Origin of the sequence: Burkholderia sp. 567 (genome assembly GCF_040545115.1) — a bacterium.
GTDB lineage: Bacteria > Pseudomonadota > Gammaproteobacteria > Burkholderiales > Burkholderiaceae > Burkholderia > Burkholderia ambifaria.
Window position 1 is genome coordinate 22,816 of record NZ_JBEPLG010000011.1, and the last position, 16,642, is coordinate 39,457.

General features: G+C 58.9%; 15 protein-coding genes and 1 pseudogene. 11 read left to right on the plus strand and 5 right to left on the minus strand.

All coding sequences use genetic code 11. The features are described from left to right. Positions 1 to 31: 31 nt before the first annotated feature. From acs to ABIC50_RS27365, 3 genes are all read left to right on the plus strand, one after another. Complete coding sequence (acs, locus tag ABIC50_RS27355) at positions 32 to 2,014, plus strand: acetate--CoA ligase (protein ID WP_354168060.1); 1,983 nt, start codon at positions 32 to 34, stop codon at positions 2,012 to 2,014. An 85-nt stretch (positions 2,015 to 2,099) separates the two neighbouring features. Continuing rightward, positions 2,100 to 2,444 (plus strand): DUF4212 domain-containing protein, encoded by a 345-nt coding sequence (locus ABIC50_RS27360; RefSeq protein ID WP_212087305.1) that lies wholly within the window; start codon positions 2,100 to 2,102, stop codon positions 2,442 to 2,444. A gap of 3 nt (positions 2,445 to 2,447) precedes the next feature. Next, positions 2,448 to 4,463 carry a sodium:solute symporter family protein gene (locus ABIC50_RS27365; RefSeq protein ID WP_175696824.1) on the plus strand — a complete coding sequence of 672 codons (2,016 nt, stop codon included), beginning with the start codon at positions 2,448 to 2,450 and terminating at the stop codon, positions 4,461 to 4,463. Between the two features lie 113 nt (positions 4,464 to 4,576). On the opposite strand, the pseudogene ABIC50_RS27370 reads toward ABIC50_RS27365, so the two are convergent. Together ABIC50_RS27370 and ABIC50_RS27375 are read right to left on the minus strand one after the other, a co-directional pair. Then, positions 4,577 to 4,681, minus strand: a pseudogene (locus ABIC50_RS27370) (PAAR domain-containing protein); the annotation flags it as partial. Between the two features lie 9 nt (positions 4,682 to 4,690). After that, positions 4,691 to 4,993 carry a lysozyme inhibitor LprI family protein gene (locus ABIC50_RS27375; protein ID WP_354168062.1) on the minus strand — a complete coding sequence of 101 codons (303 nt, stop codon included), beginning with the start codon at positions 4,991 to 4,993 and terminating at the stop codon, positions 4,691 to 4,693. Between the two features lie 738 nt (positions 4,994 to 5,731). Between ABIC50_RS27375 and ABIC50_RS27380 the strand changes: the two genes are divergently transcribed. Together ABIC50_RS27380 and ABIC50_RS27385 are read left to right on the plus strand one after the other, a co-directional pair. After that, a complete protein-coding gene (locus ABIC50_RS27380) occupies positions 5,732 to 6,085 on the plus strand; it encodes a hypothetical protein (protein ID WP_012364277.1) in 354 nt (117 codons plus the stop codon). A 125-nt stretch (positions 6,086 to 6,210) separates the two neighbouring features. Beyond that, positions 6,211 to 7,044 (plus strand): competence protein CoiA, encoded by an 834-nt coding sequence (locus ABIC50_RS27385; RefSeq protein WP_175734825.1) that lies wholly within the window; start codon positions 6,211 to 6,213, stop codon positions 7,042 to 7,044. A 150-nt stretch (positions 7,045 to 7,194) separates the two neighbouring features. Here ABIC50_RS27385 and ABIC50_RS27390 read toward each other — a convergent pair whose 3' ends face one another. Next, the gene (locus ABIC50_RS27390) at positions 7,195 to 8,247 is read right to left on the minus strand and encodes a helix-turn-helix domain-containing protein (protein WP_435521207.1); all 1,053 of its coding nucleotides are present in this window, start codon (positions 8,245 to 8,247) and stop codon (positions 7,195 to 7,197) included. A 66-nt stretch (positions 8,248 to 8,313) separates the two neighbouring features. Between ABIC50_RS27390 and ABIC50_RS27395 the strand changes: the two genes are divergently transcribed. From ABIC50_RS27395 to ABIC50_RS27420, 6 genes are all read left to right on the plus strand, one after another. Next, the gene (locus tag ABIC50_RS27395; protein ID WP_354168063.1) at positions 8,314 to 8,628 is read left to right on the plus strand and encodes a hypothetical protein; all 315 of its coding nucleotides are present in this window, start codon (positions 8,314 to 8,316) and stop codon (positions 8,626 to 8,628) included. Positions 8,629 to 8,812: 184 nt separating this feature from the next. Beyond that, entirely contained in the window at positions 8,813 to 10,015 is a 1,203-nt protein-coding gene (locus tag ABIC50_RS27400; protein WP_212105158.1) for a tyrosine-type recombinase/integrase, read from the plus strand. A 78-nt stretch (positions 10,016 to 10,093) separates the two neighbouring features. Then, the gene (locus ABIC50_RS27405; RefSeq protein WP_212105155.1) at positions 10,094 to 10,876 is read left to right on the plus strand and encodes a hypothetical protein; all 783 of its coding nucleotides are present in this window, start codon (positions 10,094 to 10,096) and stop codon (positions 10,874 to 10,876) included. Positions 10,877 to 11,072: 196 nt separating this feature from the next. After that, a complete protein-coding gene (locus ABIC50_RS27410; RefSeq protein ID WP_212105152.1) occupies positions 11,073 to 11,333 on the plus strand; it encodes a helix-turn-helix transcriptional regulator in 261 nt (86 codons plus the stop codon). 221 nt (positions 11,334 to 11,554) lie between these two features. Continuing rightward, on the plus strand, positions 11,555 to 12,730 hold the full coding sequence (locus ABIC50_RS27415) for a phage/plasmid replication domain-containing protein (protein WP_212105149.1): 1,176 nt from the start codon (positions 11,555 to 11,557) through the stop codon (positions 12,728 to 12,730). A gap of 87 nt (positions 12,731 to 12,817) precedes the next feature. After that, entirely contained in the window at positions 12,818 to 14,470 is a 1,653-nt protein-coding gene (locus tag ABIC50_RS27420) for a DUF927 domain-containing protein (protein WP_212105146.1), read from the plus strand. Positions 14,471 to 14,615: 145 nt separating this feature from the next. Here ABIC50_RS27420 and ABIC50_RS27425 read toward each other — a convergent pair whose 3' ends face one another. Continuing rightward, positions 14,616 to 15,386, minus strand: a complete 771-nt coding sequence (locus ABIC50_RS27425) for a DUF6710 family protein (RefSeq protein ID WP_212105143.1) — start codon at positions 15,384 to 15,386, stop codon at positions 14,616 to 14,618. Positions 15,387 to 15,659: 273 nt separating this feature from the next. Next, positions 15,660 to 16,634: a DUF4365 domain-containing protein gene (locus ABIC50_RS27430; protein WP_354168065.1), complete on the minus strand. Its 975-nt coding sequence runs from the start codon at positions 16,632 to 16,634 to the stop codon at positions 15,660 to 15,662. Positions 16,635 to 16,642 lie beyond the last annotated feature (8 nt).

Here is a 16,642-nt window from a genome sequence, read left to right on the forward strand (position 1 = left end):
CAGAGGATTCATGTTCACCAAGGGGTAGTCGATGTCTGCGATTGAATCGGTTCTTCACGAAACCCGTCAGTTTGCGCCGCCCGAGGCGCTTGCGAAGGCGGCAACCATTTCCGGCATGCCGGCCTATCAGGCGCTGGCTGCCGAAGCCGAGCGCGATTACGAAGGCTTCTGGGCGCGTCTCGCCCGCGAAGGCCTTTCGTGGCACAAGCCATTCACGAAGGTGCTCGACGAGAGCGACGCGCCGTTCTACAAATGGTTCGACGACGGCGAACTCAACGCGTCGTACAACTGCCTCGACCGTCACGTCGAAGCCGGCAACGGCGAGCGCGTCGCGGTGATCTTCGAGGCCGACGACGGCACCGTCACGCGCGTCACCTACGCCGATCTCCTCGCACGCGTGTCGCGCTTCGCGAATGCGCTGAAGAAACGCGGGATCGCGAAGGGAGACCGCGTCGTCATCTACATGCCGATGTCGATCGAAGGCATCGTCGCGATGCAGGCCTGCGCGCGCATCGGCGCGACGCACTCGGTCGTGTTCGGCGGCTTCTCCGCGAAATCGCTGAACGAGCGGCTCGTCGACGTCGGCGCGGTCGCGCTCGTCACCGCCGACGAGCAGGCGCGCGGCGGCAAGACGCTGCCGCTCAAGAGCATCGCCGACGAGGCGATCGCGATGGGCGGCTGCGAGGCGGTGAAGAGCGTGATCGTCTATCGCCGCACCGGCGGCAAGGTCGACTGGCACGCCGGGCGCGACCTGTGGATGCACGAACTCGCGGACGCCGAGTCCGACACGTGCGCGCCGGAATGGGTCGGCGCCGAGCATCCGTTGTTCATCCTGTATACGTCCGGCTCGACCGGCAAGCCGAAAGGCGTGCAGCACAGCACGGGCGGCTACCTGCTGTGGGCCGCGCAGACGATGAAGTGGACCTTCGACTGGAAGCCCACCGACGTCTTCTGGTGCACGGCCGACATCGGCTGGGTCACGGGCCACACGTACATCACGTACGGCCCGCTCGCGTGCGGCGGCACGCAGGTCGTGTTCGAGGGCGTGCCGACCTATCCGGACGCCGGCCGCTTCTGGAAGATGATCGGCGATCACAAGGTCAGCGTGTTCTACACCGCGCCGACCGCGATCCGCTCGCTGATCAAGGCCGCCGAAGCCGACGACAAGGTCCACCCGAAGAGCTACGACCTGTCGAGCCTGCGCATCATCGGCACCGTCGGCGAGCCGATCAATCCGGAAGCGTGGATGTGGTACCACAAGCACGTGGGCCAGGAGCGCTGCCCGATCGTCGACACGTGGTGGCAGACCGAAACCGGCGGCCACATGATCACGCCGCTGCCGGGCGCGACGCCGACGGTGCCGGGTTCGTGCACGCTGCCGCTGCCGGGCATCATGGCCGCGGTGGTCGACGAGACCGGCCAGGACGTGCCGAACGGGCAAGGCGGGATCCTGGTCGTCAAGCGGCCGTGGCCGGCAATGATCCGCACGATCTGGGGCGATCCGGAGCGGTTCAAGAAGAGCTATTACCCGGAGGAACTCGGCGGCCGGTTGTATCTCGCCGGCGACGGCACGGTGCGCGACAAGGACACCGGCTACTTCACGATCATGGGCCGCATCGACGACGTGCTGAACGTGTCAGGCCACCGGCTCGGCACGATGGAGATCGAGTCGGCGCTGGTCTCGCATGAGCTGGTGGCGGAAGCGGCGGTGGTCGGCCGTCCGGACGACACGACGGGCGAGGCGGTGGTCGCGTTCGTGGTGCTGAAGCGTTCGCGTCCGGAAGGCGAGGAAGCGGCGGCGCTCGCGAAGACTTTGCGCGACTGGGTCGGCAAGCAGATCGGGCCGATCGCGAAGCCGAAGGACATCCGCTTCGGCGACAACCTGCCGAAGACGCGCTCGGGCAAGATCATGCGGCGCCTGCTGCGCTCGCTCGCGAAGGGCGAGGCGATCACGCAGGACACGTCCACGCTCGAGAACCCGGCGATCCTCGATCAGCTCGCCGAAGTGCGCTGATCGAACCCGTTGCGCACATCGTGCGCACGAGCCCCCGCGCGGCAGTCCCGATTGTCCGCGCAGGGGCTTTTTGCTAAATAACGGCATGACCGTTCCGTCCCGTCCGGCGCGTGCCGCGCCGCCGCCCGTTCCCGAGCCGCTCGCGCGCGCTCATGCCCGCTATTGGCGCTTCAACGTCGCGCTGATCCTGGTGCTGATGGCGATCGGTTTCTCGGTGTCGTTCGTCGTGCCGTTCTTCGCGCCCGCGCTCGCGGGCATCCGCTTCGCCGGTTTCAGCCTGCCGTTCTATGTCGGCGCGCAGGGCGCGATTCTTGTGTATCTCGTGTTGATCGTCGTCTATATCGGCCTGATGCAGCGCGCGGACCGCGCGCTGCGGCGTGCGTACGACGAGCATGCCGCGCACGCGGGCAATCCGAACCATGCCCGCTGAGCCATGCTGACGCATCGACTGATTCGCGCGTACGCGCTCTACACGCTCGGCTTTCTGGGCTTCGTGCTGCTGCTGTGGCGCATCGAGCGCGCGGCCGGCTCCGGCGTCTGGATCGGCTATGTATTCCTGTTCGTGCCGATCGCCGTGTATGCGGTGATCGGGCTGCTGTCGCGCACGTCCGATCTCGTCGAATACTACGTGGCCGGGCGGCGCGTGCCGTCCGCGTTCAACGGGATGGCGACCGCGGCCGACTGGCTGTCGGCGGCGTCGTTCATCGGTCTCGCCGGCTCGCTTTACGCAACCGGCTACGATGCGCTCGCCTACGTGATGGGGTGGACGGGCGGGTTCTGCCTCGTCGCGTTCCTGCTCGCGCCGTACGTGCGCAAGCTCGCGCGCTACACGATTCCCGATTTTCTCGGCACGCGCTTTTCGAGTACGGCCGTGCGCGCGCTGGCGGCCGGTGCGGCGATCCTGTGCTCGTTCGTTTATCTGGTCGCGCAGATCCAGGGGATCGGGCTGATCGCGACGCGCTTCATCGGCGTCGACTTCGCGATCGGCATCTTCTGCGGGCTCGCGGGCATTCTCGTGTGCTCGTTTCTCGGCGGCATGCGCGCGGTCACGTGGACGCAGGTCGCGCAGTACATCATCCTGATCAGCGCGATCCTGATCCCCGTGTCGCTGATCGCGATGAAGAACGGGCTCGGGCCGGTGCCGCAGTTCAATTACGGCAAGCTGATGGAGCGCGTGGCGGCGCGCGAGGCGCAGGTGCGCGACGCGGCCGAGGAGCAGCAGGTGCGCGATGCGTATCGGCGGCAGGCCGCGCTCGTCCAGGCGCAGCTCGATCGCTTGCCCGGATCGTATGCGGACGCACGCCGGCAACTCGTCGACCAGCTTGCGGACCTGCGGCGCCACAACGGGCCGCTGCGCGAGATCAACCAGCGCGAGCGCGAGCTGGCCGACTTCCCGCGCGACCCGACGGGCGCGCGCGTGATCTGGACGCAGGCGCGCGACGACCTGCTGGCACGCGCCGAGCCGCCCGTACCGATGCACGAGCCGTTTCCTGCCGCGAGCGATGACGAGCGCAAGCCGCGCGAGCGGAATTTCCTGGCGCTGCTGCTGTGCCTGTCGCTCGGCACCGCGAGCCTGCCGCACATCCTCACGCGCTACAACACGACGACGTCGGTGGCGTCCGCGCGGCGCTCGGTCGGCTGGACGCTGTTCTTCATTGCGTTGTTCTACCTGAGCGTGCCGGTGCTCGCGGTGATGATCAAGTACGAGATTCTCACCAGCCTCGTGGGGCGGCCGATCGCCGAACTGCCCGCGTGGGTCACGCAGTGGCATCACTTCGAACCGGATCTGATTAGCGTCGTCGAGGTGATTCGCGACGGCATCGTCCACTGGTCGGAAATCCAGATGCAGCCGGACATGGTCGTGCTGGCCGCGCCGGAGATCGCGGGGCTGCCGTATGTCGTGTCGGGGTTGATCGCGGCCGGTGCGCTGGCCGCGGCGCTGTCGACCGCGGACGGATTGCTGCTGACGATCGCGAATGCGTTGTCGCACGACGTCTATTACTGCATGGTCGCGCCCGATGCATCGAGCCAGCGGCGCGTGACCGTGTCGAAGGTGCTGCTGCTCGGCGTCGCGCTGTTCGCGTCGTATGTCGCGTCGCTCAATACGGGGAAGATTCTGTTTCTCGTCGGTGCTGCGTTTTCGCTCGCGGCGTCCAGTTTCTTTCCGGTGCTCGTGCTGGGGGTGTTCTGGAAACGGACGACGACGCGCGGCGCGATCGCCGGGATGGTGACGGGGCTTGCGGTGTGCGTGTACTACATCGTGTCGACGTATCCGTATTTCACGCAGTTGACGGGATTTGCGGGGCGGACGTGGTTCGGGATCGAGCCGATCAGTTCAGGTGTGTTCGGGGTGCCGGCGGGGTTTGTGGTGGCGATCGTGGTCAGTCTGGTCGATCGGGAGCCGGATGAATATACAAGGGCGTTGGTGGATTATATTCGGCATCCGTGAGGGGAGTCGCTTGGGACGGCCAACCGGGGGCGGTTTGGGAGGGGCGGGGTGGCGGGCCACAAACGAAAATGCCCGCTTGCGCGGGCATTTGAATTCTGGCGGAAAGAGGGGCCGCCGTTGCGGGCGACATACCGGCCGTCGAATCGCATCGTCGTAAAACCAGTGTCGACTTTGCCTCCGTGGTCGGTGCCATCTCCTACGCGAATTGAATTCATCATATCAGCCCACTATTTCACGAGAAGTGTTTTCAAATAATCGACTCGTTGTTTGGTTATCGTGGCTAGACAATCTTTCGTAATTAGACCGGGGCCGGCACCTTGGGATTGCGATGCCTCGGCTGCGATATATCCGTTACACTGCTTGTCCCGGTAATTGAGCCAAGCCCTCTGAGATTGCTCAAACTCGTTTTTGTACTGTGTGGAAGAGTACAATTTTTGATAGATTGTATTGAGTTCTTTTTTTTGAATTATCCAGGGTTTGATTGGTGCACGACAAGTCGTCGTATACGTTTCCGCTATTGGCGCACGCATCGGCAAAAGCGGTGAGGGGTAAGAGAAAAAATACGAGTGGGATGATTTTTTTCATGGCTCTATTAAAAATTACTGATTTTCTGATTCCGGCAGTGCTATGGTGAAACGGTCCGGTCAAAAAGGAATTAGACCTTGGATTGTTCCATGCACGTGAATCGCGCGTCCCTTTCCGTACCTGTATCCAGTGATGCTTGCTTGACGAACAACATCCTCAACCCATGCTCTTGTTGCGTCCGTTGCCTCGTCTAAGACATAGGGATTTGCATAGCTCCGATTGTTGCCCACGAGGGACGGGTCGCCGTTTGCCCTATCTTGCAAATGAGCGATAACCATGGCCCTTACCCTTGCAGGGACTCTACTCTCGGGAACATCTTGTACGCATCCGTAAGCGCCTACCCTTCTGGTATTAATGTCTGAAAACTGCCGTCTATCATTAATTACGCCCCTAAAGATACTCTAATTTTTGATGCCCGACATCGCTCGATTTATGATGGTATCGACAACTGCACCAAACGGCGGACGCACGCCGGTCAACTGACTCCACCAGTCCAAGGTAGTTGGCAAGAACAACGAAGCTCCGGGCCCTATCCGAACGCGAGCACGGGCCTGGATCGCGTCCCATCGCCTGATAGAGGTTGCACGCATAGCCGGCAACGTGCTAACACCCTAAGCTTGTGAAGCTTGCCGATTCCATTGCAATGGCGTTGGTGCGGGCAAGCTGATCAAAAGGAACATGACATGAATAAGACGGGGATCTATGTGACGCTCGCGGCGGCAATTCTGCTGACCGGTTGCGCGACGAAGAACTACGGCCGCGAGGGGCAATTGACCGGCTTCGAGAAATCCACCATGACCTGCCGAGAAATTGACCTTGAAACCGCCAAGGTCGACGGCTTTGTTCAGCACGTTGACGAGGAAAGTCGTTTCGACGGTCGGTCGATCTTGTCGTTTCTTGGCGACTTTGGGATCGGCAATGTGATGGAGAAGGACGCGGCGCTCAAAAGCGCGAACGATCGTCGTGCTGCTCTTTCCAACCTGCGTGCGTCGAAGAACTGTGGCGTCCACACCGATTCTGCGGCCGCAACGCAATAGGGGAGTGACGATCTGTGCGTTTGCAAGTGTCCGGTGCCGCCATTGCTCATCGCGTCGCAGCACGTCATGTCGGTCGATGTGTGACGGCGGCGTGATTCACGAATCAGATGCGATGGGGATAGCAGATGCAGTTCGCGATCGTTGAAAATCAGCGCCGAGAGGCGTTTCCAGGCGGCCACGGCGTGTGTCCGACATGCGGAGCAGCAACCATTGCGAAATGCGGCCCGCGGGTCATGCATCATTGGGCGCACGCTAGCCGCCGCGACTGTGATCCGTGGTGGGAGAATGAAACGCCGTGGCATCGCGAGTGGAAAAACCTGTTTCCAGCGGCCTGCCGAGAAATTTCACACGTCGCACCTGACGGTGAAATCCATCGGGCAGATATCAAGACACCGACAGGCATTGTTATCGAAGTTCAACATTCCGCCATGACCGGCGCCGAGCGAACTTCCCGCGAATCGTTCTACGGCAACCTCGTGTGGGTTATCGACGGGCGCGGATTTCGGCAGAATTTTGACATTTACCACGCGCTGCCCGACCCGGCGTCGGAGCTGGCTCGCGATCTGGTTTGGGCGAAGGCTCGGCGAGAGTTGCGCGGTGCAGCGGGCGGGATGTTTTTTAGGCTAACAGAGTGCCACGTACACAATCCGAACGCGACCAAGGCGGATTTGGGCGACGGCTTGCATCGAATTCACTGGATCGACGAAATCGATGCGGACCTAGCGCGCGCGTACAGTGGGCACCACCAATACGATTGGGTCCGGCCGCGAAGTACGTGGCTTGATGCAGCGTGCCCGGTCTACATCGACTTCGGCGAGGACTGGCTTGCACAACTCATGACGTACGATGAATCGGGGCTGCGCTGCATGCGGTACGTTGCAAAGAGGAAATTTGTCCACGATGTCATGGTCGAGACGGATGCCCGCGCTATCGCAACGAGTTTCTATCCGATCCGTTAGATGCTTGCAGGCCGGATATGCCGAGCGACGCATGTTGACGGCTGCGCAACGCGGAAATTAAAGCGAAGTCGGCGTCAGGTGTTACGGCGCGCGGGGCCCTGCTGCGACCGCTCGACGTGGCCCGGCCTTCGGAATTGAAAACTTCGTTCCTTACAAGCCAAGCCCCCCGGACCTTGGGGTCGCAAATTGCTCCGGCTCCTTGCCGAGCGGAAAGGCGACTACGTACAGCACGTTGATGGGCATCGGCTTGCTGTTCTCGTCTGCCCCGAACTTCACCTGCATCTTCCGTTCTGCGTAGCGTAGCGAGACACCGAGTGTCTTGAGCGCGTCGATGTGAGACTGCAACTCGTCGTACACATCAAATTTTTGGGTTTCGCTGAATGCATCGGCGCAATCCCGGAAATCTCGTAAATAGTCCACAAGCATGGCAAAAGTCTCATCTGCTTCGCGGGTCAACTCGAAAGCCGGTTCAGATAAGTCCGCGTGGCAGGTTTCCGCGAGCTTCGCCAATTGCTTGCCCGTGGTCAAGGGAAGTGCCGTCAAGGTGACATGCTCCCGGTCAAACTTTTCCTTCTCTGCCTTGAATTCTTCTTCGGATGGGATCGAGAACGGCTTGTTGAGCGCATCGATATCTTCGAACTCGAATGCACTGGCGAGCGCGCGCCGGGTATCGAGGCTGGCGGACAAGCCTTGCTCGACACGCTGGACCGTGCGCACGCTCAGTCCCGAAATCGCCGCCAGTTGTTCTTGTGACCATTGCCGTGTCTCCCGGAACAACTTGATGCACACGGCCAGTTCGGCCGGGGTGAGCATGCGGCTTTGTTGAGAGTTTCCGGTACCGTTCATTTCGTAGCTCCATCGTGTTGATTGATGTAGCGAAGTATGGGGAGCGAAACGCCGACGCAACACGACAGGAACCCGACAGTCCACCGACAGACGCAAGCAGTCTGATGTCACATGGCCGTCAAGGCCGATGTCCGGCGTACCACCAACCGAAGCTTGCGGGTCGGAGATCGGAGAAAGTTTTTCGGTCGCGATGAATTGGGCTAGGCGCGCGTGAGCCGACGCTACCACGTGGGCGGTCGTGCTCGCGAGTCGCTGATCGTGCATCAGTAGGATGTGCTCGACAGCAGCGCGACCACTGGCCAGAATTTCGAACGCTTCAGCTTTCTTTCCTGCTTCTAGACGACGGCGGCCCGACAACGCCGCGTTTCATGGACCGATGTGTACAACTGTCGATGCCGTTATGAAATCTGTATCGGGCTTGCCGTGTTCGTCGAGCGTGCCGTTATGGGCTTCCATGTCGGCCGTCAGCGCTCCGGTACTGCCGACTTTCAGGACAATAGTGCGCATGTCGTCCATTTCTGCATTGGGTGCGAACTCATACTCACCTCCAGTGTCTGCCAGCAGGTCTATATCGAGTTTGCGCTGCGCACCGAACCTGACGGTGAGCCGTGGTTCATTGCGCGTGACGTAGTGGGAACGGACAACTACTGTGGGTATGAGAAGCAGCGAAGTTCAGTGACCCGGCTGGGTTTTGGCCGGATGATGGGTCAAAAAAGAAAAAGCCCCGCAGATCATTGATCTTGCGGGGCTTTCGCACTGATTCTGGCGGAGAGAGGGGCCGCCATGAAATCACCTCGCCAGTTCCGAGCGATTCTTAAATCACGCACTGAATCAATGGGTTGTAAGTCATCTTGGTCTATAATCGTCCACTTGGTTCCGGGTCAAGCCGGATATTTTTGATGGGCTGGATGATGGGCTGAAAATGGCGCTGACCGACAGACAAGCTAGAGCGTTGCAGCCGGGGGATAAACCGGTGTTTGACGGCAAGATTACGGGGTTGTTGCTGACCCCGACCAGAAATGGATGTAAGTGGACGCTCCGCTTCACGAGCCCGGTATCGGGCAAGCGCCGGGACGCGGGACTCGGCACTTACCCACAGACGACGATCGCCGAGGCTCGCGACAAAGCGCAGACGATGCGAAAGTTGATCGAAAGCGGGATCGATCCCATCGATCATCGGAACAGTGAACGAGAAGCAGCGGCGCTAGGCATCGGCACGCTGACATTCGAGAAAGCCGCGCGCAAGGTTCACGACGAACTGAAGCCTGGCTGGAAGAATGCGAAACATGCCGCCCAATGGATCAACACGCTCGAAACCTACGTGTTTCCCAGCATCGGAAACAAGAAACTCGATGCGATCACCCCCAGAGATTGCGCGGACGCGCTGCGGCCAATCTGGATCGAGAAACCTGAAACCGCCAGCCGGACGAAGCAGCGCATGCACGCCGTCATGCAATGGGCGTGGGCACACGGTCACGTGACCGCTAACCCCGTTGCCGTTGTCGACCACTTACTTCCCAAGCAAAACGCAAAGAAAGAGCACCAGCCAGCAATGCCGTGGCGCGATATCCCGAAGTTTGTGCAAGCGCATCTGATCGAACGACTTCCGGCCGATTGCACGCGCGCCGCGCTCGAAATCGCCATCCTAACAGCGGTCCGTAGCGGCGAGGTTCGTGGAGCAACGTGGGACGAACTCGATCTGCGTGAAAAAATCTGGAGCATCCCCGCAGAACGCATGAAGGCGAAAGACCCTCATCGCATCCCTCTGTCCGATCGCGCAGTCGAAATCATCAGGGACTTGCAATCGCAAAATCTCCACGAAACGCTCGTGTTCCCATCGCCGCGGGGCAAGATTCTCAGCGACATGACGTTGACTGCCTTGCTCCGTCGAGCAAAAGCACCTAGCGATACTCCGGGACGGATTGCAACTGCGCACGGCTTTCGATCAAGCTTTCGCGACTGGGCCAGCGAAAACGGGTATGCGCGTGATCTCGCGGAGCGGGCACTGGCGCATACGATCGCGAATCAGGTCGAAGCCGCCTATCATCGCACTGACTTGCTAGAGCAGCGTCGTCCAATGATGCAGGCGTGGGCCAATTTCCTGCAAGCGCCGCCATCAGCATGACGGGGACGGTGGGGGCACATCGACATCTTCTGTCTGATAACAACGGAGAATGTCGCTTTCGTACGGGGTACACATCCTATGGCAACAACTCAACAACCGAAAAAGCGGCGACTTCCCAATGGTCACGAAGAAGTTGACTACAAGGGCTTTGACGAATGGAGCCTCCACCGCTGGGCCTGGGAATTCTTGTGCCGAAACGAAGAATTTGCCAATGCTTGCCGTAATCCTGCTAGGACACCGGGCGAAGAGCTTTCGGCGCGAACGCGCATCGCGCGTCAATTTCATCTGAAGAAGTTCAAGCATTGCGACGAACCTTATCAGGTCGGCGCGAAGCCGTCGTTCAATGTCATAGGGATATGGCGTTGCACGGAACGGCAGCGAGGAATTAATTGTGAGGGTGTGTCGATACGACAGGGGGAAGTTCTCATCCGCTTCAACCCCGAAGCTGCGTTGCATAGCAGTAACGCCCTTGCGGCACAGCTTCTGATGGCAGAGAAGACTCTGAAAGAGCATGCACGCATGCTTGCTCGTCTGCAAAATACTAGGCTACCGAGAAACAAAGCCAGGATCGGCACGGTAGGCGAGCGAATTCGCTGGCTTCGCATGCTGGACGCCAAGCGTCACGCGCAGTCTGCCGAGGCACGATCTCAAGGCGAAGCATGGTCGCAGCCGGAAATTTATCGAAATCTATTTCCGACCGTCGCGAAGCGACTGGGACGTGACGAACTCCGGGCCAAGTTCAAAAACGCTCTCCGAACGGCGGAAAAATACGCTCAGCATACCTACCTTGAAATGGCACTCGCCGGGCAGAAAGAGAACGCCAGCCGCAATGTCAGGGCTGGCGCAGCTGCCGAACTGTAGCTCTCTGCACTCGAACCGACACAACGTCTTTTCCTTTCCCAAGTTGGCCTGTCTGCCGTGGGAGGGTTCACGAGTCCCGCCCGACTCGTGAACCCTGTTGCACGAGTCATCTTCCAATATTGCTCCTTACAGCATTTGCGTCGTTATGGTCTTATGTTCATGCAGGATTTCACTGCACAAACATGGGAGAGTTGGGATGTACGCAAAGAATCACCGCGCCGACCCGTCGACGGCAAAGAACCACAACTTGCCGATGGACGGCAAGGCGAGTGCACTAGTCGTATTCCTCCGCCGCAAGGTAGTCGAGAAGCGCACGGGTCTGTCCCGTTCGTCGCTGTATGCTGCTATCGCCAAGAACGAGTTCCCGAAGCCGGTTCCGATCGGTGCAAAGTCGGTCGCGTGGGTGGAAGCCGAAGTCTCGGCATGGATGCTCGAGAAAATCAGCCAGCGCGTGTAGTCGACAAATTGGCAGAAGGAGGAGCGAGAGGTTTTCCCACTCTCGTCTTCCCGCCGTCGTGTAATTACATACTATTAATACTCAATATGACACCCTCCTAGTTACGTAGGTCTACTAATGGAAAATGCCTTGATTCATGTACAACCGTCGAAAGACAAATTGGCATACCGCGCGGACGCTCTCATCCCCCAATTGTTGGTTTCACCTACTGAGCATGCCTGATGAAGATTCGTCCGAGCCAAATTGTCAGCCCGCCCCTGAAAGCGACTACCAAGACGCTCGCGCAGATCGGCATGGCGTTCCGCCCGGTTGACTGCGTGAACGTCGATACGGTCGAGTTCACGGTCACCGGCATCGAGTGGGACGTGTCCAATCAGACACGCTGCTTGGTTAGCAACGCCGATGGCGAGGTCCTTTTCAACAGCACGAATCGCTTGCCGGTAATCGGCAAGTACGGCATGCATAACTTGCAGGTTCGATACAACCCGATCACCAAGACGTTGCGCGTGGAGGGCTCGCTCTTCGGGTTCATCCTCGGTCAGAACGTGTTCACGTCGCAGCGCTTGGCGAAAGGACTGATCTGGGTAATCTCGCACCTCAAAAAGAAGTTGGGCTTCTCGTTTGCCGTGCCGATGCAGAAACTGATCGACGAGCATGTGACGTTGCACCGCGTCGATCTGGCCGTGAATCTGCAGTTCGGCTCGGGTCGTTTCGTGAAGACGTGTTTGCGTCAGATCGCCCGGCAACTGATCGAACAGGATTGCATGGTGCGGAAGGCGTTCACCTCGGTCTACTGGACGCCGCAGGACGGCCGCTACTACAGCATCATCTTTTACGACAAGGGCGAAGCCGTACGCCGTAAGTGTCTCTCGAAGGTGAAGCGCGCGGGCAACGATGAGCAGGATTTCTTCGAAACCCTGTGCAACGAGTGTGATGGCCTGCTGCGCATCGAAGTTCGCTTGAAGAGCTCGGAATTGAAGAAGAAGGGTTTGCAGAGCGTCAAGGCTTGGAGCGGCGAAGCACCGAAGGAGATTTTCAACCGCTACTACCGCAACGTGCCGGTCCTCAATGTTGTGTCGTCGGGGATGAGCCGTGCCGACTTCGATGGCGTGCCGGATCGCCTTCGACCCGTCGTCGCGCTGCACAAGCTGAACGCGCCGATGCAACTGGTGTATTCCGAGCGCACTATGGCTCGGCATCGCACGACGTTCCGCAAGCAGAAGATCGACCTGAAGTCCCCCGCGCGCGCCAAAGTCGTGCCGCTGGCGAAAGTGCTGACCGCTTCGCGTATCAAACCGACACCGACGCGGTTGATCGATGCACGGTTCGCACCGCTGCCCTGTGAAGCAAGCGCATTTCCGTCTCCCGTAAAGGGGCGTGTGTCTAGCATCGCGTAGAACTGTACGAATAGGCATGACGCAATTTTCAACTGCGGCCCGCGCTATCACGAGGCAGCGCGGGCGGCAAATGGAACACCAAACAATATGAACCTTACTGACGTTGAAAGTGTGGCGCTCAACGCGCCCCCTGACGTGTGGAAGTTGCCGTGCTCGGAAATGAGGTACATCGCCAAAGTAGTCAATGCGGACGGCGGCCACCCCGCGTACCTGGTGGAAATCAAGGGCACGGGTGACGCCTGGAAGGAGGTCGAGATTCCGGTCACCTTGATCCTGAGCCCGATGCAGCTTGCGCGTCACCTGATCGAACACGGTGTCGATCTGCACTCGAACGATGCGCCGAAGCACGTTGCGGATTTCCTGCGCACCTGCCGCGGCGGCACGACGATTCTGCGTGTAGAGCGCGACGGATGGATCGACCACGGCCAAGAGCTGAGCTACGTCTTCGGCAACGAACGTTTTTCCGATCGTGTCGAGCGCGTAGTCCGTGTTCAGGCGAACGTGCGCCCATCGGCGGGTACGCTCGCGGACTGGAACGCTGTGACAGCCCTGTGCAGAGGCAATGCACTCATGATCGTCGCACTTTGCTTCGCCTTCGCGTCGGCGCTCCTGAAGCTGTTCGGTCAGAGCGGCGTTTGCGTGAATCTGGTCGGCAGCTCCAGCACTGGAAAATCGACAATCCTGCGCCTCGTGCAAGCACTGACTGGTTCTCCGGAGTTCCTTGCTAACTGGGAGGCGACCGCGAACGGTTTGGAAGCGTACGCGGCGCAGCACAAGGATTTGCCGCTCATCATTGACGAACTGGGCCAGTCAGATATCGCGTCTTTCGGGCAGTCGATGTATCGTTTGACGAACGGAAGCGGCAGACTGCGCGCGAAGACGAACGGCGGTCTTGCGGACCAGGCTCAGTTGTCAACCGTGATTATCTCGGCGGGCGAAGAAAGCCCGGCTGAGCGTATTCGTCGTAGCGGCGAGCAAGTTGTGGCTGGTCAATTCGCACGCTTCATTACGCTACCGATCAGAAGCGAGCACGGTGCGTTCGATAACCTGCACGGTGAAAGGAACGGCGCGGCGTTCTCGGCAGTGGTTCGGTCGAAACTGCGTGAAGTACATGGGGTCGCATGGCGGTCGTTCGGCCAGTACGTGGCTGCGAACATTCCGGCGGTTCGTCAAAGGCGCGAAGACTACTATGCCGGTCTGAAGGGGGCCATTAGCGAGGGCTGCAACGTCGATGCTGCAGACGGTGTTCAGGAGCGCGTGCTTGAGCACTTCGCGTTTGCAGCCGTTGCGGGCTTCGTTGCTATCGATGCGGGCGTGGTTGGCGTTACAACGGGGGACGTCGCCTCCGCCATGTGCTCCTGTTTCGCCGACTGGTTGCGGCAATATCGCGCGGACACGCACGCGCCGGAAGACGAAATTGCAGAGGCGGTACGCGACCTCGTGTTGAAACACCGGAATCGCTTGCCGCCGTACTCGGCGTTTTGCGATGCCGATCGCGACACGCAGATCGGGTTCACGCATACTGCAAAGGGCATCGATCTGGTGCTGCTGCTCCCCGATGCCTTGCGTAAGATCAACGAGAAGTACGGCAAGAAGGCGGTAAAGAGTGCTCTGGTTCGCAAGGGGCTGCTGATCCTCGGGTTAGAAGGCAGGCCGACGAATCAGTTCGTCGTGCCCAATCATTCCAACGTGAAGCCAAGCACGTATGCGTTGCACAAGAATGCAATTTTTGTAGAGTAGGCACGATTAGGCCGCAGTATGATGCTGCGGCCTTCGATCTACAAATCTGCAAATCTACGTAGCCTTGAACTAAATGACGGAACGGAGGCTTCGATGGCGATCAGCATGAGGTCTTCGGAGACGATCAACCTGTATATGAACGTGGTCACGACTGGTTGCGGAGACGGTTCGGCACTACGCCATGCGCCATCATGAGGCGACCGATTTCAAATACGGCAGCAATGCGTGGATTGCTGACTGGAGCGATTTTGCGGCCAGTCGTAACCTCATGATAGTTCCGTCCATCACAGTGGACCCTGTCCAACATGGCAGACATGTCATAGACGGCTTCCGGTACCAGCTCACCTTCACCAGACACAATCCCCGCTGTCAGTGAATGATTGCCGCCTGCGACAAACGCAATGCCCCACGGCAGCCAGAGCAACACACAGTGATTGTTGAAATCCTGTTCCCATGGACCTGCCGCTTTGCCGGTGCCGATTGATGAGAGCGTATTTGCAATGCGCTGACGATTCCACGGCCAAGGGAGCACAACGTCTGTCGACAGCCGTATGCGAAACTGCTCATTGGGTAGCTCGCGCTCGTAAAGTTCACCGGTTCGAAAATTATTGTCGGTGAAGAAAAACGTCGGGCCTTCAATGTCAGCCGGTGCCTCATGCTCGGCATTCTCCGCGACACCAAGCATTGCCTCAGCCTGAATTGGTCGGAGAATCAATTTGACAAGATCGTATAGCGCGTCCGGATTTTTATCTGCGACAGCATGGGCCATGTCGATAATATTTTCGAAGGGCGTTTTGCGCTTTATGCGCTTGCGGGGCCTGAGTTGTCGAAGTATTTTGAAACGCCAGCGTTCCAAGAGGCTCATTCCAATGGTTTGTGGGTCCACCACCTTCAAATCGCCCAGATTTCCCGACATCGTTGTTCCTTTTTTCTTTGTTCCTATGAGGCACCGAACTTGATGGAGGCGCCGTCGCTGCGATGGCACAGGCGCCTCGATTATCGATCAACCGGACTGCATCTACCCTTATGTCAGTTGTCGCGAGGGGTGCGCCTATGTGTTTCGTCAAGCGTTAGAGGCTGACTTGGGTTGGTAAATGGTGCCGTCGCGCAGCATGGCGAACAGAACGCCGCAGCGTCGCTGTGCGAGCACGATGAGCGCATGGTTGTGGCGCTTATTCGCGCTGGCATATCACGATTTGCGCGCTTGAAATGAAAACTTGAGTGCGCCGATTGCTTTAAGCTTGGCCTCGATGGCTGCGTGAAACTCTGGGTCCGATTCACGGTGATCCACCATTACCTGCTGAATGTGCCGGGCGGTCGTTATACGCCCGGCAAAATTCCAGAGGTCTTGGTTTTCGACGGTTAGTTCTGTGCTTTTGACTCGTTCGACGACCTTGCTCAATGCCTCCTGATAAGCTTGACCGATCAACTTCATCGCTTCACTGAAGGTCCCCCAGAACAGCAAGGAATCACCGTTCCATAAACCCGAGTTGCGCATGTACCAGTCATCAAGCGACGGAAGTTCGTCGTTCGAGAGGCCGACTTCGAGGCGCAAACGAAGGGCATGACGATAGAAAAGGCGAAAATCTCCGTCCTCTGCTTCTGCTAGTTCAGACCATGCATCGTAGTGGTCAACATCGGATTTGAGCCTTTCGTACATGGCATGGAACGGAGGAATCTCTCGCAACATTGCATCACCGGCGCGAGCTGTGAACCAAGAATCGAGGTAAGCACGAAGGGGTGAGAGACCGTGCCGAAGGTCATTCGATTCATCGAATTTAACGGAAAATGAAGATGCTCCCGGTCTAGGGTGATGTGCCAGCGCAGGGGTCCAGTAAGCGGTTCCAGAGGAGGTGTCAACGTGGAACAAAATTGTAATAGTTGGGGTCGCTTTCCATAGGTTGTACGTCGAAGTTTTGACGGACACTGACGACTCGCCATCCTTAAACGTGATCATCTTGCTAGATTTGACCTGACATTTCGCGATGCGCCCGGTGACCTTGTTGCGTTCAACAATTTCGATTTCGCCGTCAATGCCAAAATCGTCGTCCCCCGCTTGACGTCGAAAAATCCAACCCTCTTTCTCGAAGATGACCTGAAGCTGGCTTACACCTAGGCGGCCCGTTTGATTATTTTCGTCGGAAGTAGGAAGGTTAGAGTCCATAGGGAGGT